The sequence below is a fragment of the Haemophilus sp. HMSC068C11 genome (genome assembly GCF_001815355.1).
Taxonomy (GTDB): Bacteria; Pseudomonadota; Gammaproteobacteria; order Enterobacterales; family Pasteurellaceae; genus Haemophilus_D.
This window is the reverse complement of record NZ_KV820373.1, coordinates 1-24,998: the sequence shown is the minus strand read 5'-3', so window position 1 is coordinate 24,998 and position 24,998 is coordinate 1. Positions and strand designations below refer to the sequence as shown.

19 protein-coding genes, 2 tRNA genes and 1 rRNA gene are annotated in these 24,998 nt (G+C 37.5%); 5 read left to right on the top strand and 17 right to left on the bottom strand.

Going from position 1 to position 24,998, the window contains the following annotated elements:
- Positions 1–191 precede the first annotated feature (191 nt).
- The 3 genes from glpT (at position 192) to glpQ (ending at position 3,739) form a co-directional block, all read left to right on the top strand.
- A complete protein-coding gene (gene glpT, locus HMPREF3020_RS06690; protein WP_070776003.1) occupies positions 192–1,631 on the top strand; it encodes a glycerol-3-phosphate transporter in 1,440 nt (479 codons plus the stop codon).
- A gap of 93 nt (positions 1,632–1,724) precedes the next feature.
- On the top strand, positions 1,725–2,636 hold the full coding sequence (locus HMPREF3020_RS06685) for a hypothetical protein (RefSeq protein ID WP_049367604.1): 912 nt from the start codon (positions 1,725–1,727) through the stop codon (positions 2,634–2,636).
- A 17-nt stretch (positions 2,637–2,653) separates the two neighbouring features.
- The gene (gene glpQ / locus HMPREF3020_RS06680) at positions 2,654–3,739 is read left to right on the top strand and encodes a glycerophosphodiester phosphodiesterase (protein WP_049371947.1); all 1,086 of its coding nucleotides are present in this window, start codon (positions 2,654–2,656) and stop codon (positions 3,737–3,739) included.
- 111 nt (positions 3,740–3,850) lie between these two features.
- Here glpQ and HMPREF3020_RS06675 read toward each other — a convergent pair whose 3' ends face one another.
- The 4 genes from HMPREF3020_RS06675 to purL all read right to left on the bottom strand — a co-directional run bounded on the left by HMPREF3020_RS06675 (position 3,851) and on the right by purL (position 10,778).
- Positions 3,851–4,588 (bottom strand): hypothetical protein, encoded by a 738-nt coding sequence (locus HMPREF3020_RS06675; RefSeq protein ID WP_070776002.1) that lies wholly within the window; start codon positions 4,586–4,588, stop codon positions 3,851–3,853.
- Entirely contained in the window at positions 4,585–5,835 is a 1,251-nt protein-coding gene (locus HMPREF3020_RS06670) for a DUF262 domain-containing protein (RefSeq protein ID WP_070776001.1), read from the bottom strand. The genes HMPREF3020_RS06675 and HMPREF3020_RS06670 overlap by 4 nt, the downstream gene beginning before the upstream one ends.
- Positions 5,836–6,054: 219 nt before the next feature.
- On the bottom strand, positions 6,055–6,684 hold the full coding sequence (locus tag HMPREF3020_RS06665; protein ID WP_070776000.1) for a YkgB family protein: 630 nt from the start codon (positions 6,682–6,684) through the stop codon (positions 6,055–6,057).
- A 200-nt stretch (positions 6,685–6,884) separates the two neighbouring features.
- Positions 6,885–10,778, bottom strand: coding sequence for a phosphoribosylformylglycinamidine synthase (purL, locus tag HMPREF3020_RS06660; RefSeq protein ID WP_070775999.1), 3,894 nt, complete (start codon positions 10,776–10,778; stop codon positions 6,885–6,887).
- A gap of 176 nt (positions 10,779–10,954) precedes the next feature.
- Between purL and HMPREF3020_RS06655 the strand changes: the two genes are divergently transcribed.
- Positions 10,955–11,752, top strand: coding sequence for a class I SAM-dependent methyltransferase (locus HMPREF3020_RS06655; protein ID WP_070775998.1), 798 nt, complete (start codon positions 10,955–10,957; stop codon positions 11,750–11,752).
- Between the two features lie 22 nt (positions 11,753–11,774).
- Here HMPREF3020_RS06655 and HMPREF3020_RS06650 read toward each other — a convergent pair whose 3' ends face one another.
- The 9 genes from HMPREF3020_RS06650 to HMPREF3020_RS06610 all read right to left on the bottom strand — a co-directional run bounded on the left by HMPREF3020_RS06650 (position 11,775) and on the right by HMPREF3020_RS06610 (position 22,689).
- Positions 11,775–13,922 carry a YecA family protein gene (locus tag HMPREF3020_RS06650; protein WP_070775997.1) on the bottom strand — a complete coding sequence of 716 codons (2,148 nt, stop codon included), beginning with the start codon at positions 13,920–13,922 and terminating at the stop codon, positions 11,775–11,777.
- Positions 13,923–13,997: 75 nt separating this feature from the next.
- A complete protein-coding gene (locus tag HMPREF3020_RS06645) occupies positions 13,998–14,672 on the bottom strand; it encodes a phosphoglycolate phosphatase (RefSeq protein WP_070592578.1) in 675 nt (224 codons plus the stop codon).
- A 12-nt stretch (positions 14,673–14,684) separates the two neighbouring features.
- Positions 14,685–15,356, bottom strand: coding sequence for a ribulose-phosphate 3-epimerase (rpe, locus tag HMPREF3020_RS06640; protein WP_049374871.1), 672 nt, complete (start codon positions 15,354–15,356; stop codon positions 14,685–14,687).
- Between the two features lie 163 nt (positions 15,357–15,519).
- Positions 15,520–17,184: a bifunctional metallophosphatase/5'-nucleotidase gene (locus HMPREF3020_RS06635; RefSeq protein ID WP_070775996.1), complete on the bottom strand. Its 1,665-nt coding sequence runs from the start codon at positions 17,182–17,184 to the stop codon at positions 15,520–15,522.
- A gap of 132 nt (positions 17,185–17,316) precedes the next feature.
- The gene (locus HMPREF3020_RS06630) at positions 17,317–17,646 is read right to left on the bottom strand and encodes a DMT family transporter (RefSeq protein ID WP_065286227.1); all 330 of its coding nucleotides are present in this window, start codon (positions 17,644–17,646) and stop codon (positions 17,317–17,319) included.
- A gap of 37 nt (positions 17,647–17,683) precedes the next feature.
- Positions 17,684–18,829: an anaerobic sulfatase maturase gene (locus HMPREF3020_RS06625; protein ID WP_070775995.1), complete on the bottom strand. Its 1,146-nt coding sequence runs from the start codon at positions 18,827–18,829 to the stop codon at positions 17,684–17,686.
- 21 nt (positions 18,830–18,850) lie between these two features.
- Positions 18,851–19,441: a Crp/Fnr family transcriptional regulator gene (locus tag HMPREF3020_RS06620; protein ID WP_070775994.1), complete on the bottom strand. Its 591-nt coding sequence runs from the start codon at positions 19,439–19,441 to the stop codon at positions 18,851–18,853.
- 40 nt (positions 19,442–19,481) lie between these two features.
- Positions 19,482–20,927 carry a sulfatase family protein gene (locus tag HMPREF3020_RS06615; protein ID WP_070775993.1) on the bottom strand — a complete coding sequence of 482 codons (1,446 nt, stop codon included), beginning with the start codon at positions 20,925–20,927 and terminating at the stop codon, positions 19,482–19,484.
- A 49-nt stretch (positions 20,928–20,976) separates the two neighbouring features.
- A complete protein-coding gene (locus HMPREF3020_RS06610) occupies positions 20,977–22,689 on the bottom strand; it encodes a solute:sodium symporter family transporter (RefSeq protein ID WP_070775992.1) in 1,713 nt (570 codons plus the stop codon).
- 213 nt (positions 22,690–22,902) lie between these two features.
- On the opposite strand from HMPREF3020_RS06610, the gene HMPREF3020_RS06605 reads away from it, so the two are divergent.
- Complete coding sequence (locus tag HMPREF3020_RS06605) at positions 22,903–23,697, top strand: sulfite exporter TauE/SafE family protein (protein ID WP_070775991.1); 795 nt, start codon at positions 22,903–22,905, stop codon at positions 23,695–23,697.
- A 35-nt stretch (positions 23,698–23,732) separates the two neighbouring features.
- Here the strand turns inward: HMPREF3020_RS06605 and mazG are convergent, their stop codons facing one another.
- The 4 genes from mazG to rrf all read right to left on the bottom strand — a co-directional run bounded on the left by mazG (position 23,733) and on the right by rrf (position 24,919).
- Positions 23,733–24,521 (bottom strand): nucleoside triphosphate pyrophosphohydrolase, encoded by a 789-nt coding sequence (gene mazG / locus HMPREF3020_RS06600; RefSeq protein ID WP_070775990.1) that lies wholly within the window; start codon positions 24,519–24,521, stop codon positions 23,733–23,735.
- A 100-nt stretch (positions 24,522–24,621) separates the two neighbouring features.
- Positions 24,622–24,697: transfer RNA gene (locus HMPREF3020_RS06595), tRNA-Trp, on the bottom strand.
- A gap of 15 nt (positions 24,698–24,712) precedes the next feature.
- Positions 24,713–24,789 (bottom strand) — tRNA-Asp (locus HMPREF3020_RS06590).
- Positions 24,790–24,803: 14 nt separating this feature from the next.
- A 5S ribosomal RNA gene (gene rrf / locus HMPREF3020_RS06585) occupies positions 24,804–24,919 on the bottom strand.
- Positions 24,920–24,998: the final 79 nt, after the last annotated feature.

Genomic DNA, 24,998 nt, shown 5'->3' with positions numbered 1-24,998 from the left:
AGCGAAAAAGAAAGCTGTTTTGTGAGATAGATCACACAATTTTCGAATTCGCTCATTTGTTAAAAAATATTTTGTGAAATGCATCACATTTTTGAATTATTTCTCTTTTTAATTTCTATTTTTATTTTATCATGCACGCTATCCCCATCATGGGGGTGGACTCATAATTAAAATGATTTTGGAGAGAAATTATGTTTGGACCATTTAAACCCGCTCCGCACATTGCGGAACTTCCAGCGGAGAAAATTGATTCCACGTATAAACGCTTACGTTGGCAAGTGTTTGCAGGGATCTTCTTTGGTTATGCCGCTTACTATTTTGTACGTGCAAACTTTGACTTGGCACAACCTGGTTTAATTCAAGCCGGCTTGTACTCAAAAGCGGAATTAGGTGTTATCGGCTCAGCTGCCGGTCTTGCCTATGGTTTATCTAAGTTCGTAATGGCAGGTATGTCTGACCGTTCGAACCCTCGTGTATTCTTACCATTTGGTTTATTGCTTTCTGGTCTTTGTATGACCATGATGGGTTTATTCCCATGGGCAACTTCAGGCATTGCCATCATGTGGGTAATGATCTTCTTAAATGGTTGGTTCCAAGGTATGGGTTGGCCTCCATGTGGTCGTACAATGGTACACTGGTGGTCTAAATCAGAACGCGGTACTATCGTATCTATCTGGAATACCGCGCACAACATCGGTGGTATGATGCCGGGTGCAATGGTGCTATTAGCAAGTGCCGTTTTCTTCAGCACTCATGGTGTCGAAGCACAAGCAAAAGATATTTGGCAACAATCCCTCTACTATCCGGGTATTGCGGCAATGATCTGTGCAATTCCAGTTTACTTCGTGATGCGTGATACTCCACAATCTTGTGGTTTACCATCAATCGAAAAATGGCGTAATGACTACCCAGATGACTATAACGAAAAAACTTACGAAAACGATTTAAGCACAAAAGAAATCTTCGTAACTTATGTATTGAAAAACAAATTGTTATGGTACATCGCGATTGCTAACGTATTCGTATACTTAATCCGCTACGGCGTATTAAAATGGTCTCCGGTTTACTTAAGTGAAGTAAAACACTTCAACATCAAAGGTACCGCATGGGCTTACACAATCTATGAATTAGCAGCAGTTCCAGGTACATTATTATGTGGTTGGGTATCAGATAAAGTCTTCAAAGGTAAACGTGGTTTAACCGGTTTCATCTTCATGATCTTAACTACCGCAGCAGTTGTAGCGTACTGGATGAACCCAGCTACACCTGAAGCAGAGCTTGCAAACTATGCAGCTTGGTATGAAAACCCATATCAATTAACTGACTTCATCTTAATGACCTTAATCGGTTTCTTAATCTACGGTCCTGTAATGTTAATCGGCTTACACGCTCTTGAGCTTGCACCAAAAAAAGCAGCAGGTACAGCAGCAGGTTTCACCGGTTTATTCGGTTACTTAGGTGGTACTGTTTCAGCATCAGCTGTTATCGGTTGGGCAGCACAACACTATGGTTGGGACGGCGGTTTCTACGTCATGATCGGTGGTGGTGTCTTAGCGGTGTTATTACTCTTCATCGTAATGGTTGAAGAAGGTAAACACAAAGCTAAATTAGGCGATACCTACGGTAAATAATCTATAAATTAAAGGCGACAGGCGAAGGCTTGCCGCCTTTTTTATTACAAAAACAACTGAATTTTTAACCGCACTTTAAAAGGAGATAATGTGATGAAATTGAATAAATTAACCATTATGTTAGGCGCGGCAGTTATGGCAAATGCAGCATTCGCAAATCAAACTTGTGAAGCGCCCTATCGTTCAGCCCTCCCCGCTTATACTTATAAATTAGACAAAGTACTCGAAGTCAACGGACGTCAAGGCATTACCACTGATGGCAAATATTTATATGTATCTGGCAGTAAAACGCTCGCCAAATACGATATGGATGGAAAACTGATTAAAGAAAATAAAGATCCTTTTGTCGGCTATCAAAAAGAAGCTAATCACATTGGCGACATTGATATCTACAACAATGAACTTTATGTTTCCTCCGAATGGTTTGATGCCGGCGTAGGTAAAAATATTCAAATTGCAATTCACGATCCCGAAACCCTCGCATTAAAAAGATCAGTTGATTTTAATCCTGAGTCAGGTCAAGTCGAAGTTTCCGGCATCACTGTAGATACCGTTCACAATTCAGTTTGGATGGCATCTTGGGTCGGTGAAGAAAGTGGCCGTTATTTATATGAATATGATCTTTCAACGGGTAAATATAAACGTAAAGTACATTTACAACCTGTTCCACAATGGATTCAAGGGGTTTATGCCTATAACGGCGATCTCTACGTCACATCTGATGATGGTACGGCAGATGAAAAGGAACCCGATCATATTTATCGTGTAGAAATTTCAGATAAAAATAATGAAGCTCGCGTTGTTTTAGAAAAAACATTGAATGACATTCGAGATGTCGGCGAAGTCGAAGGCTTGAATGTGAATCCGAAAACGAAACAACTGCTTGTCCATGCAAACCGAGGCAAACAAATTGTGTTAGGGATGCCAAAAGGATTTTATCCAGGATATGACCGTGAAATTAGTGAAATCTATTTTTACGACATGAAACCAAGATGTAATAAGTAAATCAAGGAGAACACACCATGAAACTCAAAACTTTAGCGCTTTCTTTATTAGCTGCAGGCGTACTTGCAGGATGTAGCGCACACTCTTCTGTGGACACTATGAAATCAGACAAAATTATCATTGCTCACCGTGGTGCAAGTGGTTACTTACCAGAGCATACACTTGAGTCTAAAGCGCTTGCATTCGCACAACACGCAGACTACTTAGAACAAGACTTAGCGATGACAAAAGACGGTCGTTTAGTGGTTATCCATGACCACTTCTTAGATGGTTTAACTGACGTGGCGCAAAAATTCCCAAATCGTCATCGTAAAGATGGTCGTTACTATGTAATTGACTTCACCTTAAAAGAAATTCAAAGTTTAAATATGACTGAAAACTTTGAAACTAAAGATGGTAAACAAGTTGCAGTATATCCAGGTCGTTTCCCACTTTGGAAATCACACTTCAAAATCCATACTTTTGAAGATGAGTTAGAATTCATCCAAGGTTTAGAAAAATCTACCGGTAAAAAAGTGGGTATCTACCCTGAAATCAAAGCACCTTGGTTCCACCACCAAAATGGCAAAGACATTGCAGTTGAAACCCTTAAAGTGTTGAAAAAATACGGTTATGACAAGAAATCTGACATGGTTTACTTGCAAACCTTCGACTTCAATGAGTTAAAACGTATCAAAAACGAATTGCTACCAAAAATGGGCATGGATTTAAAACTTGTTCAATTAGTGGCATACACCGACTGGCATGAAACTGAAGAAAAAGATGCGAAAGGCAAATGGGTGAACTACGATTACGATTGGATGTTCAAACCAGGTGCAATGGCTGAAGTGGTGAAATATGCTGATGGCGTTGGTCCAGGCTGGTACATGTTAGTGGATAAAGAAAAATCTAAACCAGGCAACATCGTGTACACCCCATTAGTGAAAGAACTCGCACAATACAAAGTGGAATTACACCCATACACTGTGCGTAAAGATGCGTTACCTGAATTCTTCACTGACGTAAATCAAATGTACGATGCGTTATTGAATAAATCTGGTGCAACCGGTGTATTCACTGACTTCCCAGACACTGGCGTTGAGTTTTTGAAAAAACAAAAATAATACGTAAGTAAAAGTAATAAAAAGAGCGGTCAAAATTCGTTGTGATTTTTGACCGCTCTTTTTATTATTTCTACCTACATTTTAATTTCTAATATATGCATTAAGCGCCACCTATAATCGTTTAAAAAATTTTTTTATTTCTAAATTTTCTAAATATACCTTATATAATTCCATAAATATATGATCAATAAGAATTAAAACAGAAAACCATATAAAATAATTTTCATTATCATAATTTTCACTCTGTAATACATTGAATGTTGGAAGATTATGTTGATAGCATTTAGTATTGTGTGCTATTCTATTTCTATTCTTATACAAATGTTCCTTATATAAACTCTCTAATTTATTGCAACTAAATAATTTACTATTTTCTTGCAAAAAATGATTTGTGTTAATTTCCTTCCAGAATTCTTCATATTTTTCATATTTATTTCTATCGGATGATAGAATATCTATATTAAAAATAGAATGCAAATAAGTTGACTCAAGTATCTTTTTTTTATCTACGGATATATTACAAACTTTAAACTTGCTTGAGTCGTTAATTTCTATTTGAGATACTAATTCACAATATGCTTCTTGCTTCTCTTTATAGCTAGAATAGTTTCTGTGGCTATTTTTAGATAACAAAGCATATCTATAGTCAAAGTCATTATTTGCTAGCTCCCAAATAATAATTTTAATTTTTTGTTCTTGAGCTCCCGACATTTTTATAAATGTAGATTGCATTATATAATCATACAATGGATATGTTTCAATCCCATTTCCTATACACTCAAGTGCTGAAAATGATTCAGCTAGGATATCTGATAGTGGCGAGAATATGAATTTATTATGTTGATTCATTTGACATATCCTTTATATAAGCTGATAGATTTTTCAATTCTGTTCCTCAACTTTGATAAATCATTCGGAGATTTTGTATAATTGTCATCTGCTTTAAGGTTTTCAATAAAAGAATTAATATCACTAATTAATTCATCTTTTCTTGATGTATCTATTATTTTACCCTCAATAAGAATATAGTAAACAGAACCAAAGAAATATAAATCAGCATCAATAATTGACTTAAACTCTTTCACAGCCCCTAACAAATCAACTATAATTTTTTTGAAATTTTCTACTCTTTCAAAATGTTTTCCTGAAAATAATTTATAAAAACTACCAAACTTTTCATCATACTCTATATCTTGTCTATTGCTATCCTGAGTTGAACTATTGATTACTGAATATATATATTCCTCATAAAATAATTCTAATTTTGATTTATATCCTTTAGCGACTTTTGTAATATCTTTTTGTGATTTTTCATATTGTGTTACCAATGCTAAATAACGAATAAAATCTACTCTGGAAGGAATATTATTGGAGGTGACTTTATAATATTTCATAAATTCTGGTTCAAAAAAAGCTGCCATGTCTTTATCCAGGTAATAAAGCGAAGCTCGACTTTCCTGTGGTAATAGTGTCTGACCTTGAATATTAATTGATCTAAACACTGTAGAATAATAATTTTGTTGTTCCTTGTGAGATTTATTTGATGGGACTAAATAACAAAACCCTAAGTAATTATTCTCAAAAAAGTCATCATCTATATTATTATCCATAATTTTATAGTATTCCCCTTTATTAGATAGGATTTCAGACTTATTTTTTCCTAATTCTTGAAGAATTGAAAAATCCCACTCTAAAACATTTTCTAGCCTATCAATATTATCTGAATCTTCTTCATCCATAGAATTACTATAAATTAACTGGTTAGCTTCCTTTTTATATTTCTCTTTCTCTGGGTATATCTTTAAATATGTTAATAAAATGCTAGTTAACCTTTGTTGTCCATCAAGTACAAGATTTTGACCTCTATCTGATTCATTATAGAAGCCTATTGTAACGGGAGGAATAAAATGCTTATTTTTTAACGTATTAACAAGTTCTTTAACCTTTTTTTCATTCCATACAAAATACCTTTGATAATCTGGTAAAACGAGATTTTTTGATAAAATCAAATCAATCCAATGCTTTAGTGAATATTCTCCATAATAAACTCTATTTTGAAACTTTGTATTAGTTCTTTTATTTACTTGCTTAGCCATATATCTGTTCCATAAGCTATTTATTTGATAAGAAAATTGATAAATAAATCTTACCTCATATTTTATATAACATTTTTTCTCATTGTGTTACTGTGAGAAATTTTACATTATTTGAAATTCATTCTGGTATTTCTAAAAATACGTATTCAAGTACTATCTCCAGACAAGTATTCATACTAGGCTTGCCATTTATCCAAGCAAGCCTTTTAAATAAACTAATTAAGCAAATTGTTTTTTATTATCTAAATAACGTTTCGCACATTCTGCTGCCGCAACTAAGCCACCTGCCATCATAATAATATCTTTAATAACAAGTCGACCAGCACCAGAGAGATATGGGAAGCCATAATTAGGTGTTGGAAAGTCCCCGCCTAAATTCGGCACCCAGGTTTCTGGCGTAAATATCAGGAACGACAGCGTGACTATCGACATACCAAAGGTGAGTAAGCCTCCGAATAAACCTAATGTTGGAGACCAAATCCCCGCTAATACTAAAATACCAATTGTCACAATGATTGCGCCAATAATATAAGAAGCTGTGTAGGTGCCGTTGGCTTTATGCCATTCGATATTTTTTGCGACCATTTTGCCTTCAGGGTTTTTATATAAGGTATATTCTTTCACTAAAACCCCCTTATCATTTGTCACTTCATTTGCACCATTTTTGTAAAGGAAGCTTAAGAAAGGACTATTTGACACAAAGTGTGCAATACCATCTGCCTCATATTGGCAAACTTTTAAACCTCCAATCCAAACCATCACAACACAAATCGCAATGCGGATAAAGTTAATAAATTGACGTTGCAATGGCGCAACAATATTAGCTAGCAATGTAACTAATGCACTCATGTAGAACTCCTCATATAGTTCAATTGATATTACGGGCATATGCCCAAGAATTTTTATATAAAATATTTATATAAACCATTTACAATATTACTCTCTAATATTGTTGGCATTTTTTATTACTAAAATTTATGCAATAAAAAAGAGATACCAATTTAGTAGTATCTCTTATTTTTAATTAATTTTCTGTGAGCAATCTCACATTATTTAAAATTCACTCTCGCATTTCTAAAAATTCGCATCCAAGCGCCATCTTCAGACCAATCTTCTGGGTACCATGAGTTGCTCACGGCACGGAATACACGCTCAGGGTGTGGCATCATCGCAGCGATACGACCATCTACGTTAGAAATCGCAGTAATCCCTAATGCCGAACCATTCGGGTTGGCTGGATAGGTTTCAGTCACGTTTAAATGGCTATCGATATATTGTGCCACAATCAAGTTTTGCGCTTGAAGTGCGGTCAAATTCTCAGGTGTTTTGAATTCTACTCGACCTTCACCATGAGAAACGGCAATCGGCATATGAGAGCCTGCCATGCCTTTAAACCACAATGAGTTGGTGTCGTTAATTTTCACCATCGCAGCACGCGCCTCAAAACGTTCTGATTTATTACGCACGAAACGTGGCCAATTTTCAGCACCAGGAATGATTTCCGCAAGGGTGGAGATAAATTGACAGCCGTTACATACGCCTAATGAAAGGGTGTTTTCATTGGCGAAGAATTGGCTGAATTGATCGCGTAATTGTGGGTTAAATAAAATGGATTTCGCCCAGCCACCACCTGCGCCCAATACGTCACCGTAAGAGAAGCCACCACAGGCCACCATCGCATTGAAGTCATTCAAGTTGTAACGCCCCGCCATTAAATCGCTCATATGAACATCAATCGCGGCAAAGCCTGCACGATCAAAAGCCGCGGCCATTTCAACGTGGCTGTTTACGCCCTGTTCACGTAATACTGCCACTTTTGGTTTCACGCCTTTGCTGATGTAAGGCGCAGCAATATCTTCATTCACATCATAAGTTAAGTGAGCAGATAAACCTTTATTGTCTGTTGCTTTTTTCGCTTCAAATTCTTGGTCGGCACATTCAGGGTTATCACGTAAGCGTTGCATTTGGTGAGTGAGTTCAGCCCAAATACCACGTAATTCAGAGCGTTTTTCGCTTAATAATTTTTTGCTACCACGCGTGATTTCAAAACGATCTTCTAAGCTTACAGAACCGAGTTCATAAGTTAAGCCAAGCAAGTCATGGGCTTTTAATACCTCACGCACGGCGCTTAATTCACTTTCTGATACTTGAATCACCGCACCTAATTCTTCATTGAATAACACGGCTAAATCATTGTCGCCTAATGCAGAAATATCCACATCCACGCCACAGTTACCCGCAAATGCCATTTCTACAAGCGTAGTAATTAAACCACCGTCTGAGCGGTCGTGGTAAGCCAATAATTTACGTTCTGCTACTAATGCTTGCATTGCATCGAAGAAGTTTTTCAGTTTGGCTACGTTTACCACATCGGCAGGTTTATCACCTAATTGTTTATACACTTGCGCAAGTGCGGTCGCGCCTAAGCGATTTTTTCTTTCGCCTAAATCAATTAACAATAGACGGCTTGCGCCTTTGTCTGTGCGTAATTGAGGTGTCACGGTTTTGCGGACATCTTCCACGCGGGCAAAAGATGAAATCACTAAAGAAAGCGGTGCAGTAACGGATTTTTTCTCGCCATTTTCTTCCCAAGTGGTTTTCATCGACATAGAGTCTTTACCTACTGGAATGGTAATGCCTAATGCTGGGCAAAGTTCTTCACCGACTGCTTTCACCGCTTCATATAACCCGGCATCTTCACCACTATGACCCGCTGCAGACATCCAGTTTGCAGAAAGTTTGATGAGTTTAATATCGCCAATGTTGGTACCCGCAATGTTAGTGATAGATTCAGCCACCGCTAAACGTGCAGAAGCCCCGAAGTCTAATAATGCCACCGGTGCACGTTCGCCCATTGCCATCGCTTCGCCGTGATAGCTGTCTAATGATGCGGTGGTGACGGCCACATCAGACACGGGAATTTGCCATGGACCGACCATTTGATCGCGTGCCACCATACCGGTTACCGAACGGTCGCCAATAGTGATTAAGAAGGTTTTTTCTGCCACCACCGGTAAACGTAATACACGATGGAAGGCTTCTTTTAATTGAATATTTTCCGTTGCAAGCGGTCGGTTTTCGACGGTTTTTGACGAAACCTCACGGGTCATTTTCGGGGTTTTGCCTAATAACACATTCATTGGTAAATCAATTGGGTTATTGTCGAAATGGCTATCGTGCAAGGTTAAATGCTTTTCTTTCGTTGCCTCGCCAATGACTGCAAACGGTGCACGCTCACGTTCACAAAGTGCGGTAAATAATTCGAGTTTTTCTGGTGCAACCGCTAATACATAACGTTCTTGCGATTCGTTACACCAAATTTCTAATGGCGACATGCCTTTTTCATCGCAAAGGATGGAACGCAAATCAAATTTACCGCCACGTTCACCATCGTGCACTAATTCAGGCATCGCATTGGATAAACCACCCGCACCTACATCGTGGATAAAAAGAATTGGGTTTTCATCACCTAATTGCCAGCAGCGGTCAATCACCTCTTGGCAACGGCGTTCCATTTCTGGGTTTTCACGTTGAACAGAAGCAAAATCTAAATCTTCTTTTGATTTCCCGCTGTCCATGGAAGAAGCAGCACCACCGCCTAAGCCGATGTTCATGGCTGGGCCACCTAATACGATCAATTTCGCACCAACGGGGATTTCGCCTTTTTGAACGTGTTCGCCACGAATATTACCGATACCGCCCGCTAACATAATCGGTTTGTGATAACCTCGCACTTCTTCACCGTTGAAGCTGTTGACTTTCTCTTCATAGGTACGGAAATAACCTAATAACGCAGGACGACCAAATTCATTGTTAAATGCTGCGCCACCTAATGGGCCCTCAATCATAATATCTAAGGCCGAAGCAATACGGTTTGGTTTGGAAAGTGGATTTTCCCAAGGTTGTTCAAAGTTTGGAATGACAAGGTTTGATACCGAGAAACCGGTTAAACCTGCTTTTGGTTTTGCACCACGACCGGTTGCGCCTTCATCACGAATTTCACCGCCCGAACCTGTTGCGGCACCTGGGAATGGCGAAATTGCGGTTGGGTGGTTGTGGGTTTCCACTTTCATTAAGATATGTGCATCTTCATTATGATAGCGATATTGCCCATCTTGATCAGCAAAGAAACGGCCGACTTTTGAGCCTTCCATTACTGCAGCATTATCTTTATAGGCTGAAAGCACGAAATCAGGGGTTTTCTCAAAGGTATTTTTAATCATTTTAAACAGGGATTTATCCTGTTTTTTGCCATCAATAATCCAATCCGCATTAAAGATTTTATGGCGGCAGTGTTCAGAGTTGGCTTGTGCGAACATATAAAGTTCAATATCGTGTGGATTGCGCCCTAATTGGGTGAAGTTTTCCACCAAATAATCAATTTCATCTTCTGCCAGTGCCAAACCTAATTCTACGTTAGCTGTGACTAAAGCTTCACGTCCACCTTTTAAAATATCCACGGTTTTAAACGGTTTCGGATCTTGATGACGGAATAAAATTTCCGCATCTTGCGGATTGCGCACCACGGTTTCCATCATTCTGTCGTGTAAAAGTGCGGTCAATTTTTCTGTTGTTTTTTCATCAAGCGGTTGGCTTAACTCAAAATAATACGCCAAACCACGCTCAATACGCTCCACTTCACTTAAACCACAGTTATGCGCAATATCGGTTGCTTTAGAAGACCAAGAAGAAATAGTACCGACACGAGGAATCACGATAAAGGTTTCGCCTTTGGCATCGTGTTCTGCCAAAGTTGGACCGTAATGTAACAATGCTTTTAGTTTTGCTTCCTGCTCGCTAACAAGCGGTCGATTTAATTCCACAAAATGCAAATATTCCGCATAAACCGATTTTACCGGTAATTGATTTTGTTGGAATTTTTGCATTAAACCTTGAATACGGAATTCAGAAAGGGCGGGGGAGCCACGAAAAGTTTGAAACATACGGGTACCTTTGAGTTGTGTTTGAGATGAAAATCGCGGGCTATTATAAAGGAAAACACGCAAAAACGAAAACGTTTGCGTCAATCATTTTCAAATGATTTTAAGTGGGAGAAAGCATATAATCATCAAGCAATTTAAAAACAATCCGAAAACTAACCGCACTTTGGGGCGCCACTATGATCATCAATGACATTAATTTTAACAATCTCTATCAACAACATCTGAAAGCCTGTAATCACTATAATCTTCCAGCGACAAAGTGGGATAAAAAAGCACCCAAAATGGCCGAGAATTTAGTGGGTAAACCAAGCCGTTATAACGAGACGTTGCTTAAAGCCATGAATGTGCAACCTGATGAAACGGTGTTAGATATTGGCTGTGGCCCCGGCACGTTTGTGATTCCTTTAGCCCAACAATGCCAAGCTGTGTATGCTCTCGATTACAGCCAAGGGATGTTGGATATGGTGCAGCAATACAAAGAAAAGCATCAACTGAATAATATTACCCTTCTACATAAATCATGGTCAGATAACTGGGATGATGTGCCTCAAGCCGATGTAATACTCGCCTCTCGTTCTACGCTGGTTGATGATTTGGATGACATGATTGAAAAGCTGCAAAGCAAAGCAAAAAAACGTGTCTTTTTAACCTCAGTGACCCAACGCCATTTTCTCGATGAAGGCGTATTTGAAGCCATTGGTCGTGATGATGTGGGCTTTCCGACTTATATTTATTTGGTCAATCGTCTTTACCAAAAAGGCATTCACGCGAATGTGAGTTTTATTGAAACCGAATCAGGTCATTTCCAAGGTGAAACCTTTGAGGATTTATTAAATTCCGTGGAATTTTCTCTCGGTAATCTCACCGAAAAAGAAAAACAAGATTTAGCAAAATTCTATCAACAAAAACAAATAAATAATGAACCGATAAAACACGGACAACGCAAATGGGCGTTGATTTGGTGGGAGGTTTAAGAAAAAGTGCGGTAAATTAATCCTATTTATTAAGACAACATTTTTTATATTTTTTTCCACTTCCACATGGGCAGTTATCGTTTCGTCCAGTTTTTCTCTTAAATTTTCCTAAGCTTGACTGAGAAATAAGTTTAGTAAATCTCCGACACTTTTCGTCCATTTTGTCTGATTGCCGCCATTTATAAATTTTATTTATACCGAATCGAACCCTAGAACTATCAATATTAATGGCAATACCAAACCAATGATCTAATTTAGATACATATTTTCTTAATTCGCAGTGACTATCCAATTTAAGCATAGCCTCATCATCAGGTGCATCTGTGCAATGGATCGTTAAACCAAAAGAGTTATCCTTACCAAAAATTAAAGTAAGATCATGTAACTTCCTATCTCTCATACTATCTAAGCAGATTCTACGAACTTTCTCATTTAACTCAGATACAGAAGTTTCACTCAACATCAATAATTTAAATCCTAAGTCAATAACATTAGGATTTTTATCATTCTCAATATCTTTAATTAAGGTATCAAAGAATGTTCCTTGATACTTAGCTAATATCCCACTGTGAACATATTCATTTCCTAATCCTCCCCTTCTAGATAGCATTACTAGATCTAGTTCAGCTCCAATATCATCAAGGAGCCATAGAACTGAATGTTCTTCCGTTAAATATAAATTATTTTTTAAATGATAAGAAAGAATTGTCAATTCATGGTTGGAAATAACTTTATCCCCATATGTAACACGACGGTTAATATAACTTAAAAAATATAACGGAGTTTTTAATATTTCTGTGATTACATCTAAAGTAAAAATATCTATAACAAAAGCAGGTTTAATAATAGGATGTTGTCTCTGTTTTAAGAAATGTCTAGCCTGTATAGATAAAGCAGGATAATGATCAGAAATAATAGATAAAGGATATATTTCAGCAATGTTTCTATTAATTTTTAATTCCTCACCAGAGGGTAAAATTAGTGTATTTGTAGTATCTAATAAAAATATTCCACATTCTACAGCTTGATCATAGGATGCTTGTATAGCCTTCTTAAAATCATTATTTAAAGCGTCATCATTTCCTGCTCTAGCGGAAATTGTTAATTTTTTAGATTTTGCTTGCAATATTATTAATCTATTACCAAAAGTAACTAATACATCTATTTCGCCTAATTTATTGCTATTAGTATCTTTTATATCTATATTTTTAAATACATTTTTTTCACCAAATACATGTCTTAATCGTTCATAGGAGAAATCTTCTGTGAATTTCCCTCTATGTTCCATTGCTTTATTTTTATACTTAGGATCTTGATTAAACCAAAAGAAGGGCGTTTCGTATAGAGCTTCCAATAAGCTATAATACTGAAGTAGTAGAAATTTACCGTTTTCTAACGGTAAAATTGGATACGCATTAGTGGCATTAAAATCATTAATGCATTCTAATTTATCATTAGACTCTTTTGAAAAAGAAAATGAATTAATAATATTTTCTATAGTTTTTGCATCTATTCCTGTCTTATAAGAAATATCCTGTATAGAAAATATATATCCAGGTAGAATTGTATAATTATTTAACTTCTCTTTTTGTAAATCCTTCAACGTTTCATTTATTTTTTCTGTTTGAATACCCTCTATAGATGAGATAACTTTATAAAGTTGCTCTACAGAATATTCTTTATTAAGGATAAACCAATCATTATCATAGCTATACTTAAATTTTGAAAAGTCTCTATACTGAAAATGATATGCTGAATCACCTGTATAAAATATAGGTTCTCTTAGCATCTCTCCTGAATTCATATATTTCAAAAATTCTTCAATTGAACCTGAATCACCGGTTCGTATCATCATTGATGAATGTAACTCTTTTAATAAAAGTTCTGTTTGACTCACTAATTCTTGGAATTTTTTAGGTTCAGGAAGTTCTAAATTTAGAGTTTTTTTGCACATTAAACCTATGAGTAGAGATATTTCATTCCTAATTAATCTATTCTGGTTATATTTTTCTAAAATAGCATCTTTAGTTGCCTGCTTAGAATCAGAGAAAATAGAATTATCTCTAAAACAAAAGTAAGCAATTATATGTGCATAGCCAGGTTGCTGACATAAAGCTTCTAAATCGTCAAAGATAGCTTTTTCATCTCGAGTATTATCCAATACACTCATACTATTCCCTTAAATTTATACAGCTATATAGCATCCCAGATTTATTATATTTTAACTAAACTTTCAGTAATAAAATTAAAGAATCTCTAATAACTTCGCAAAGTCATCAAACACCCAATCTGGGTTTGATTCAGCGATTGGGATATTGTAGTTGTATCCGTAAGTTAATCCCACAACTGGGCAACCTGCTGAATGTGCCGCGAGAATGTCATTTCGAGAGTCACCTACAAACAATACTTGGCGAGGTTCTACGCCAAATTTACCACATAAATAATACAATGGGCCTGGATGTGGTTTAATCGCAGGTAATGATTGTCCACCAAGCATTTCACTGAATAAATGATCGATACCAAATGCCGCCAATACAGGCTGAACATGACGAGTTGGTTTGTTCGTTACCACAGCTAAGGTATAACCGCGAGCCTTTAAGGTTTCCAATGTTTCTTTTACATTTGGATATAAACGGCTCACATTACAAAGGTTCTCCGCGTAATACACGTTAAAACGCTCTTTCACTTGCTCCATTTCTGCATCTGAAAAATCTTTACCTGTTTGCTCTTTTGCCCATTCTAAAGCTCGTGCAATCAATACAGGTGCCCCATTACCAATCCAAGTTAACACTAACTCTTCTGGTGCTTGAGGTAATCCAAAGTCTGCTAAAGCAGAATTCACAGACAACGCTAAATCTGGCAAGCTATTCACAAGCGTACCGTCTAAATCAAAACCGATAACTTTAAATTGAGTCTTCATTCTTACTACCATCTATTTAACTGAAGCTAACTGTGCGCGCATTTGATCAATAATTTGTTTATAATCTGGTTTACCAAAAATCGCTGAGCCTGCCACAAACATATCAGCACCGGCTGCGGCAATTTCTGCAATATTATCCACTTTTACCCCACCATCAACTTCTAAACGGATATCTAAACCACTTTCATCAATCAGACGACGTGCCTGTTGTAATTTTTTCAATGTGGAAGGTAAAAAAGATTGTCCACCAAATCCTGGATTCACGGACATTAACAAAATCACATCCACTTTATCTAATACATAATCCAAATAACTTAATGGTGTGGCAGGATTAAACACTAAACCCGCTTTACAGCCATGATCACGAATGAGCTGTAAAGAGCGGTCAATATGTTCACTGGCTTCAGGATGAAATGTAATGTAATCCGCCCCGGCTTTGGCAAAATCAGGAATAATACGATCGACCGGTTTCACCATTAAATGCACGTCAATAGGTGCTTTAATGCCATAATCACGCAAAGCTTTACACACAGCTGGGCCAAAGGTTAAATTCGGCACATAGTGATTATCCATTACATCAAAATGAATCACATCCGCACCAGCATTCAACACGTTTTGCACATCATCTCCTAGACGAGCAAGATCTGCAGAAAGGATAGAAGGGGCGATTAAATAAGGTTTCATTTGTCATCTCCTAAAGGATAAAAGTCCTTGTAGTTTACTACGTTAGGCTTAATTTTACCTTGATTATTTACAAGTTTTAGCTGAAAACAAAGAAAAAAATAACCGCACTTGATTCAATTACCTCAAAGTGCGGTTGGTTTTTATCGTATTTTAAAAGGATCGATTAGTTTAATCCAATGATTTCCCAACGGTTGTGAGATTGACCATCGATTTTGCCTTTTTTCACGTTGGTGATGTAATCGATCATCATATTTTGGATAGTGCCTTTTTCGCGGCCCATTGCGACTTTAGATTCCCAAAGTACTGGGATTTTTTGACCTTCCCAAATACCACCTTTACCGTTTAATTGAGCGAAACGATATGAGTTCATACCCACTTTTAATTTCATATCATCTGTCACCGGTTTGCCGTCAGCAAGGGTTAAATCAACGATTTTGCTACCTTTTGGATTACGTAAGTCAATTTTGTAATTTACGCCACCGAAAATGTCGTAAGTCACATATTTTGATTTTTTACGCTCTGCATTGTAACGGTATTCAGTATCACCTGGTTGGATGGTATCGAAGTAGTTCGCAGACCATTCCATATATTCTTTCAATTGTTTACCGGTCATTTCATAAACGGTAACATCACCGCCTGCATAACGATAGTTAAAGATGATATCTTTTTTCTTGATATCGCCTTTATCCATACGTGCTTTTTGATGGTCGAAAGAGAAAGTCACCACATCTGCACCGCTGTAATGTTGTTCAACATCATTAATAAATGAAGATAAACCAGTATCTTTTGAGAATGCAGCAGATACACCATGTTTAGTCTCTTGAGGTACCATTTCATTCGCTGTTTGACCGATTACTACGTTGTTTAATTCACGTAATTTCTCGTGATAAGGTTTGTAGATTTCCACAATTTTCTTATCTGCTTCAAGTGCTTTAACTGGAACCGTTTTAGATTCTTTCTTCACTAATTTCACTTCTTTTTTATCGTTGATATCAAAAGTTAAATCCACTTCAGATACCACGGTACCGTAACGGTGTGGTTCAGTGATTAGTGTGTTTTTAATGGTTTCACTTGGTACATCTTTGTGCATGTGACCCGCGATAACCACATCAATACCATCTACTGCATTGATGACATCACGCATACCGGTATCAGGAATATTGTTTTCATTATCGATACCCATGTGGGTTACCGCAATAATCGCATCCACGCCTTTTGCTTTTAATTTCTCAACTTGTGTACGCGCTTCTTCTGTCGGCGAAGTAAATTTCATGTCTTTTAAGTTGCCCGTGTCTTCTTCAAATTTTGCTGACATTGGGGTACTTAAACCAATAATCCCTAACTTCACGCCATCTTTTTCGATGATAGTTGTCGCATCGATATAACGTTTGTCATTTTTCTTATGATAGAAGTTTGCGGTTAATTTTTTCGCTTTGATATCTTTTAGGATTTCATCTAATGCTTTCATCCCAAAGTTAAATTCGTGGTTACCCAATACGAAAATATCATAATTCATTTCGTTTAATACTTTTGGAACCGGGTGATTTTTATAGTATTTTTTATCTTTTGCGAACACTTCGATTTGGTTATCTTGGATCGCATCACCGACTTCCACTAACACCACGTTTTTATTATTTTTACGCACATCTTTCACATAAGTTGCAATTTGTGCATAAGAACCTGATTTGTCCTCTACGTCTGCACCATAGCTCCAAGGTACGATACGACCGTGAACATCGGAGGTCCCTAATAATTTAATATTCACTTCTTGTGCCATTGCTGTGCTAACAGCAGAAAGCGCAAATAATGAGCAAAGTAATTTTTTCATAGAATTTCCTTTAAAGTTGCACAAAGTGCGGTTAAAAATGCCGGAGAATTATAGCGGTGAATCGATTGCTTACATAATTTTATTTTGAAGAAAAATAAAATTCGTGAGCTTGATCACATTTCATTTGGAGGATTAATGCCCTGTTTGAGAAAACAAGTTAATCACTAAAACACCACTGATAATCAACGCCATACCTATCAGCCCAGCGGTATCAATTTTCTGACCAAATGCGAAATATGCCACAATGGCAGTCAGAACAATACCAACGCCCGACCAAATGGCGTAAACCAAGCCCACGGAAAGTGTTCGGAAAACAATGGAGACAAAATAAAACGAAATGGCATATAGCACTAATGAACCAACGGTGGGTAAAAGTTTGGTAAAGCCATCACTGACTTTTAATAAATTTGTTGCCACAATTTCAAGGCAAATCGAAATAGCGAGTAATATCCAAGGATTCATATCAATCAAACAGTAAATAGAAAGACACCATTCTACCTTAAGCGGCGGATGTATGTAACCGAATTTGACGAGCCATGGCTTGTATATAAGGCGCCGTTTGCTCAAAGAAATAACGGTAAGAGGCACATAAATAATTATGTGGATTAGGTTCATTTTCGAGAGAAATAAAACGATGTTTCGGGCAGCCGCCATAACAGAGTTTACGAAACTCGCAACGCCGACAAAGTGCGGTCAATTTTTGTGATTTTTCTAAACCGAATTGTTGCTGTTTACTGGAAAGCACAATCTCCGTTAAAGGTTGCTGAGTTAAATTGCCGACCTTGTATTCGGGGTACACAAAATGATCGCAAGCATACACATCACCATTGGCTTCCAAGACAAGAGATTGCCCGCAAGTGGGTTGATGAACGCAAGTTGTGGAAGGATAACCCAGCCATTGCCCTAGTAAATTATCAAACTGCGACACATAAACTTTTCCCACATCATGAGCATACCATTCATGAAAGACATCCACAAGAAATTGTCCGTAGCCTTCTGATGGTACCGAGAAATCGGTTACTGATTGAGTTTGGGCGTGATGTTCAACGATAGGAATAAACTGCATATAAGTTGAACCAAGCTGTTTGAGTGCTAAATAGGTTTCTCTTCCTTTTTGCCAGTTTTGATCGTTAATGACGGTTAAGGTGTTAAATTCCACGCCATATTCTTGTAGCAGATTTAACGCTTTTACGACTTTTTCAAAGGTGGGATTACCATTACCCGAAATACGATAACGGTTATGCACAGCGCTTAAACCGTCAATAGAAAGCCCAATGAGAAAATGATGTTGTTTGAAAAATGCGGCCCATTGCTGATTAAGAGCAATGCCATTGGTTTGAAAGGCGTTTGTAATCTGTTTGCCTTGAGCAAATTCCTGCTGATATTCAACGGCTTGTTTATAAAAATCTAAGCCTAAGAGAGTCGGCTCCCCCCCTTGCCAAGCAAATTCAACCACATTACCGGCATGAGATTGGATATAGTTTTTGACATAATGTTTTAAGGTGTCTTTCGACATGAAAGGCACATGTTGCCCCAACTGTTCTGATTTTTCCAAATAAAAACAATATTCACACTGAATGTTACAGTGAAAACTGCTTGGTTTCGCCATTAAATGAAAATGAGCTTGTGGTGGAAAAACAGACATCAACCATCCTTTGTTACAACATTATTTATGACCTGATATTCGATCAAATGCACCATTTTGTTTGAGTTCTTTCGCAATACGAATGGCGGTTTCCGTTTCACAGCCCGCATATTCCGCAATTTCGCGATATGTCCAATTATAATCAGGAAAATGTTGTTTGAGAAAATACAAACTATCCATCACGCGATCTAAGGTACGCAAATAGGCACTTTTTGTTAAACGCTCTTCGGCTTCACGTAGTTCATCTGCCAAGATCTGCAATAAACATTGGCTCATCACCGTATTATGCGTGAAAAATTCACTCACTACATTAGGAGGTTTGATGCGAGTAATCTCCGCATCAATTAAGACTTTTGCATTGCAATGATAATGTTTATCCGCCATCGAAAACAAAGTTCGAAAACCAAAATAATCCCCTTTGGAATATAACCGCACCAAGCTTTCCTTGCCATTTTCAAGGGTATGAAATAAGCCAATCAAGCCTGCTTGAATATAATAAAACTCATGTGCCACCTCACCTTGTTGATACAAGAAGGAGCCTTTCGGCAAGTGATGTAACTCTGTGAGCTGACAATGTGATAACTCAGTAGGCTTGATTGAGCAATTTTCCATAAACGTCCTTCAAAGTGCGGTCAGTTTTTTCTTTGTTTTTTTATACTTCGTGAATAATTCGATATACCCAGTTTTCTAGCGGATCATTTAAGCGTTTCATTTCTTGACGCATTTCTTCTAGCATCTCTTTTTTAACTGCTTCATATTCTGGCTTATAGAACAAATTATGCATTTCAGCCGGATCATTTTTTACGTCATAAAGCTCACAAATGTCCGAAGCATTAAACACCAATTTATAGTCTTTACGGTGCCACATACGTTGTTCAAAGTAAACGAAATGCCCCGCCAACTGTGCCAATATCCCTTTTCGTTGATTATCTTGATGTTGACGAACGATCGGTAAAATACTTTCCCCTTCAAAGGCAGAAGGAATCGGCTGATTAGCTAAATCATAAACCGTAGAGGTTAAATCATGGAGATAGACAAGATTATCATCTTGTTGATTAACACGATTTGAATTCGGGTCTTTGATAATCATCGGAATGTTGTAGGTGGTATCAAACATGAACTCCCCTTTCTCAATCATTCGATGAGCGCCCATCGCATCACCATGATCAGCAGTTGCCACAATAAAAGTGCGGTCATAAATGCCTTTGTTTTCTAAGAAAGCAAACAACTCGCCAATTGCATCATCAATCAATGTGATATAACCCCAGAATTTTGTGATCACTTCTTTCCAATGATCTTCACTCGCCTCCCACATCCCCCACATTTTAGAGATGGTACGATAGTGTCCTGGTTTGCCTTCTAGTGGTTTGAAGAAGCTTTCATCTAGTACCACATCTTCTTTTTTATACATAGAATAATACGGTTCTGGCACGATACAAGGCGTATGCGGTCCCCAGAAATTAATCCATGTGAAGAACGGTTTATTTTCAGTAAGCGATTGTCTGATATAGCTTTTCGCCTCATCAATAATGAAATATGGGATGGTTTGTTCTTTTGTACCTGAAAGCAAACCACAAAGCTCTTGCACGCGCAGATGTGGGTTATCACCGAAATAAGCACGACTCACTTCAGGGATCTCATAACCTTTTTCATCTAACCATTCTTTATAACGATTGGAATGTGTCGGAGGTTGGTTGAACACTAAATTTTGATACACGCCACTGCCCGGATAACCATAGCCGTCAAAGTTATGCCCTTTAATTCCATAATCTTCCGGTACGGATTTTGTCCCAACATGCCATTTCCCCACAACATAGGTATTATAGCCGTCTAGTTTACCGATATTCGGTGCAGTCTCGCTCACTTCACCTGTACCGCCTTTTTCACCATTACGAATGATGCCATGTGTGGACGGCATTAAACCAGTAAAAAGTGAAGTCCGTGCGGGTCCACAAACGGAAGCTGGTGTAAAAGCATTATTAAAACGCACGCCATCTTTCGCTAGACGATCGATATTTGGGGTTTTAACGATCTGGTGACCATACGCCCCCAGCATATCTTTACGCACTTGGTCGAGTAAAATATAGATAATATTCATACACAATCCTTATCTATTTTAAGGGCGTACGTGATGTACGCCCGACTGCTTAATGTTGGTTAGAAAGATGTAATTGATGTTCTGTTTTTTCATTTTTTGGTCTAAAGACAATCAACACAATGAGTTGTAATACCGCATACACTTCCAACACTAACATTGGATTGCCATCTGGTGAAGCAATACCAACAGGGGATAAGAAAGTATAAAGCGCAATTAAACCAAGGATTAATGAAACAGACGTTACTTTAATGTATTTCCAATTGGTTAAATCTACATCGCCTTTATTGACGGTATTTTCCACATAAGGTTCACGTTTTAAGAATTGACCTAGAATCAACATGAAAACAACATCAAATACGAATAATCCGCCCATGACATACACGAAATTGATTTTCACATTGAACACCCAAACAATACTGAAATAAAGTACTACGTGTACAAGTAAAGCAATACGTGCCGCTAAACCTGAAACCGTTTTATTGAACAAACCAACAGCAAATAACGCCACGATTGGAATATTCACAAAACCGGCAAAGCGTTTAGTGATTAAGAAAATACCATCAGTACCGAACATCAAAAGTGGACCAATAATCATGGTCACAATCGCCATAATGGTAGAGACTTTTTTCGCATAAACGATCAACTCTTGATCGGTACGTTGTTTTTTACTGATAGATGGTAATAAGTCTTTACAATAAATCGTCGCTGCAGAGTTTAAGAATGAGTTAAAGGTACTTAAAATTGCACCGAAAAGTGCCGCAATAAAGAAGCCTTGCAATGCAGTCGGCATCACTTTATTGACCAATAATGGATAAGAGGTATCAATTGGATTTAAGCCTTCACCTAAAATATGGAAACTTAATAAACCCGGTAAATTAAGAATAATCGGTAATGTGAGTAGGAAAAGTGCAGCAATTAAAATCCCTTTTTGACCCGATGCTAAATCCTTCGCCCCTAAACAACGTTGTACGATAGCTTGGTTTGTTGTCCAATAGAAGAAGTGAACGACCATAATACCGGTAAAAATTGTTGGCCAAGGGGTAGAGTCTGTTGAACTACCAATGGCGTTCCATTTTTCAACGTGGGTGGTAGTTATGATATTTAACCCTTCTGAAATACTGCCATTACCTAAATAAAGTAACGCAAATACAGGCACAAGCAATGCACCAATCACTAAGATTACGGCATTGATGGTATCGGAAACGGCCACCGCTTTTAAGCCACCAAAAATTGCATAAATCGCCCCCACTACACCGATAGCAATCACGGTATAGACAATTGCTTGAGCGTAGCTTAATCCAAAGATCGTTTCTAGATTGAAGATTTTGTTAAAGGCAATTGCCCCGGTATAAAGTGCGGTCGGAATAACGATTAAAAGATAGAAGACCAAGAATAACCCTGACATAATCAAACGCGTTTGACGGTCAAAGCGATTTTCAAAGAATTCAGGAATGGTGGTATAACCGTTACGCAAATATTTCGGCAACATATAAAGCGCCAAGAAACAAAGTGGAATCACCGTTGGCACAGTCCACGCAATAATAGAAAAGTTGTTTTGATAAGAAACGGCGTTCACGCCAATCAATTGCTCAGTAGAAAGTGAAGTTAGCACCATTGAGCAACCAATCACAATACCGCTTAATCCTCGTCCCGCTAAGAAATAACCTTTCGAGGTGGTTAAATCATCGTTTTTCGTCCGTAGCCATGAAATATAGGCTACCAAAGCTGTTACGATGAGGAAACTCGAAACTGTTAATAGCATACGCTCCTCCTTGTAGAAGCCATTATTAATATCCATTTATAGACTACTGCTAGGTGTATAAAGAGCATATGATAATTGTCATACTGATTGTGTGAGAAGGATCACAAAATTAAAATAAAGTCTGTTTTTATAGATAATTATGAGCAAGATCATAAATTATTTATTTATCCAAAAGAATAATAATGCCGTACTCCCACAAAAAAGGAGTTTGAAATGAGTTTACAGTTAATTTTTATTTTAATTTTATGTGGTGTGATGACAAATATAATGTCCGCTATTTTTGGCATCGGTGGCGGCGTATTGATGGTACCTATTCTCTACACCTTATTCCCACAGTTCCCTTTACAAATGATTGCTGCAACATCATTGACGATTGTCATGGGGTCATCCTTTATTAACTTAATTTATTTTTACAAACAAAAAGTATCGATTAATTACAAAGCGATGCTCATTTGGTCTATGGGTATGATTATTGGTGTGCAGCTAGGATTCGAATCCAGTTTTTATGTACCTGATATTGCCATCATCAGTGTGTTTGTTATCACACTTTCCCTATTAGCAATTCGTACTATTTTTAGTAAAGAAACCGCAATAATTCAGCAATCTACAGCGGATGAAACGATTAAAGGAATCGGTCTTTCAACGGTAGGCGGATTTATTGCCGGCATGACAGGCATTGGAGGAGGCTCAATTATGGCGCCTTTAATTGGACAATTAAAATCCGTTAGAGCCCATCAAATTGCGCCTTATACCAATGCGATGATGTTTATTGGGGGGTTAGGTAGCCTTTATGGCTATCTTTCAAAAAACTCAACTTATCACTTTGGTTGGCAAATCGGTTATGTCAATTTTTCGATTGTGATTATTGTTGTGCTAAGTGCTTTTGTAACCGGATTTTTCTCAATGAAAATCCGAGGTAAATTATCACCGCACTTAGTCAAAAAACTATTAGGTATTATTTTATTAGTAATCAGCGCTTATATGTTACTTATCCATTCCATAAAATAAAAAATGGCAGAGGAAAACCCCCTCTGCCATTTCGGTTATTTTTCTTCTTTTTTCACTTCATCCCACAGAATATCCATTTCGATTAAAGAAAGATCTTTAAGTAATACGCCTCGCTCTAATACCTTTCCTTCGACTTTGCGAAAACGTTGTTCAAATTTATTATTCGCCTTACGTAAAGCCTCTTCTGCGTTACATTTAAGATGACGAGACAAATTGACTGTCGCAAAAAATAAATCCCCAATTTCCTCTTCTATTCTTTGTTGATTGCAAGGTGTTTGATTGACTTCATCTCGCACCTCCTTCAATTCTTCTTCAACTTTAGCAAATACAGGCTCAAGTTCATTCCAATCAAATCCAATCTTTGAACACTGTTTTTGCATTTTCTGAGCTCTTAACAATGCAGGAAAAGCATTCGGAACATTATCTAAAATAGACTGTTGTTTTTGAGCTGATTTTTCTTGTGCTTTAATGCTGTTCCAACGGGCTAACGCCTCTTCTTCATTTCCAGCTGTTGCATCACCAAATACATGAGGATGGCGACGTACAATCTTTTCAGAAACATCATTAAGGACATCATCAAATGTGAAATAACCATCCTCTGAAGCAAGCTGACTGAAGAATACTACCTGTAATAAAAGATCACCAAGCTCTTCTCTTAAATTCGCAATATCTTTCTTTTGGATGGCATCAATGACTTCATAAGTTTCTTCGGTTAAACAAGGAATCATGGAGTCATAATTTTGTTTAAGATCCCAAGGACAACCGCCATTAGGGTTACGTAATTGTGCAATTAATTGAATAAAATCTTGAATGGAGTAATGCATAAGAATATCTCTGAAATACTAAAAGTACGATTAGTATAAAACGAATGGTAAAATAGACAATATTCTTAAAAAAATTAAAGATAATTTGATATGAAATGGATGGCAGGGGCGGAGAGGCTCGAACTCCCAACACCCGGTTTTGGAGACCGGTGCTCTACCAATTGAACTACGCCCCTATTGGTATTAAGAATTGGCGGAATGGACGGGACTCGAACCCGCGACCCCCTGCGTGACAGGCAGGTATTCTAACCAGCTGAACTACCACTCCGCTAAATGAGGTATGATTGGCAGTGACCTACTCTCACATGGGGAAGCCCCACACTACCATCGGCGTAACAATGTTTCACTTCTGAGTTCGATATGGATTCAGGTGGGACCATTGCACTGTTGCTGCCAAAATTTTTATTTTGTTAATTTACTCTTAAAATAAACTAACAAAATAAAAAGTACCTGGCGGTGTCCTACTCTCACATGGGG

What these genes read in the sequence shown, in the direction of transcription:
- glpT (WP_070776003.1), top strand. Translation starts at nt 192, where the DNA reads ATGTTTGGACCATTTAAACCCGCTCCGCACATTGCGGAACTTCCAGCG.
- HMPREF3020_RS06685 (WP_049367604.1), top strand. Translation starts at nt 1,725, where the DNA reads ATGAAATTGAATAAATTAACCATTATGTTAGGCGCGGCAGTTATGGCA.
- glpQ (WP_049371947.1), top strand. Translation starts at nt 2,654, where the DNA reads ATGAAACTCAAAACTTTAGCGCTTTCTTTATTAGCTGCAGGCGTACTT.
- HMPREF3020_RS06675 (WP_070776002.1), bottom strand. Translation starts at nt 4,588, where the DNA reads ATGAATCAACATAATAAATTCATATTCTCGCCACTATCAGATATCCTA.
- HMPREF3020_RS06670 (WP_070776001.1), bottom strand. Translation starts at nt 5,835, where the DNA reads ATGGCTAAGCAAGTAAATAAAAGAACTAATACAAAGTTTCAAAATAGA.
- HMPREF3020_RS06665 (WP_070776000.1), bottom strand. Translation starts at nt 6,684, where the DNA reads ATGAGTGCATTAGTTACATTGCTAGCTAATATTGTTGCGCCATTGCAA.
- purL (WP_070775999.1), bottom strand. Translation starts at nt 10,778, where the DNA reads ATGTTTCAAACTTTTCGTGGCTCCCCCGCCCTTTCTGAATTCCGTATT.
- HMPREF3020_RS06655 (WP_070775998.1), top strand. Translation starts at nt 10,955, where the DNA reads ATGATCATCAATGACATTAATTTTAACAATCTCTATCAACAACATCTG.
- HMPREF3020_RS06650 (WP_070775997.1), bottom strand. Translation starts at nt 13,922, where the DNA reads ATGAGTGTATTGGATAATACTCGAGATGAAAAAGCTATCTTTGACGAT.
- HMPREF3020_RS06645 (WP_070592578.1), bottom strand. Translation starts at nt 14,672, where the DNA reads ATGAAGACTCAATTTAAAGTTATCGGTTTTGATTTAGACGGTACGCTT.
- rpe (WP_049374871.1), bottom strand. Translation starts at nt 15,356, where the DNA reads ATGAAACCTTATTTAATCGCCCCTTCTATCCTTTCTGCAGATCTTGCT.
- HMPREF3020_RS06635 (WP_070775996.1), bottom strand. Translation starts at nt 17,184, where the DNA reads ATGAAAAAATTACTTTGCTCATTATTTGCGCTTTCTGCTGTTAGCACA.
- HMPREF3020_RS06630 (WP_065286227.1), bottom strand. Translation starts at nt 17,646, where the DNA reads ATGAATCCTTGGATATTACTCGCTATTTCGATTTGCCTTGAAATTGTG.
- HMPREF3020_RS06625 (WP_070775995.1), bottom strand. Translation starts at nt 18,829, where the DNA reads ATGTCTGTTTTTCCACCACAAGCTCATTTTCATTTAATGGCGAAACCA.
- HMPREF3020_RS06620 (WP_070775994.1), bottom strand. Translation starts at nt 19,441, where the DNA reads ATGGAAAATTGCTCAATCAAGCCTACTGAGTTATCACATTGTCAGCTC.
- HMPREF3020_RS06615 (WP_070775993.1), bottom strand. Translation starts at nt 20,927, where the DNA reads ATGAATATTATCTATATTTTACTCGACCAAGTGCGTAAAGATATGCTG.
- HMPREF3020_RS06610 (WP_070775992.1), bottom strand. Translation starts at nt 22,689, where the DNA reads ATGCTATTAACAGTTTCGAGTTTCCTCATCGTAACAGCTTTGGTAGCC.
- HMPREF3020_RS06605 (WP_070775991.1), top strand. Translation starts at nt 22,903, where the DNA reads ATGAGTTTACAGTTAATTTTTATTTTAATTTTATGTGGTGTGATGACA.
- mazG (WP_070775990.1), bottom strand. Translation starts at nt 24,521, where the DNA reads ATGCATTACTCCATTCAAGATTTTATTCAATTAATTGCACAATTACGT.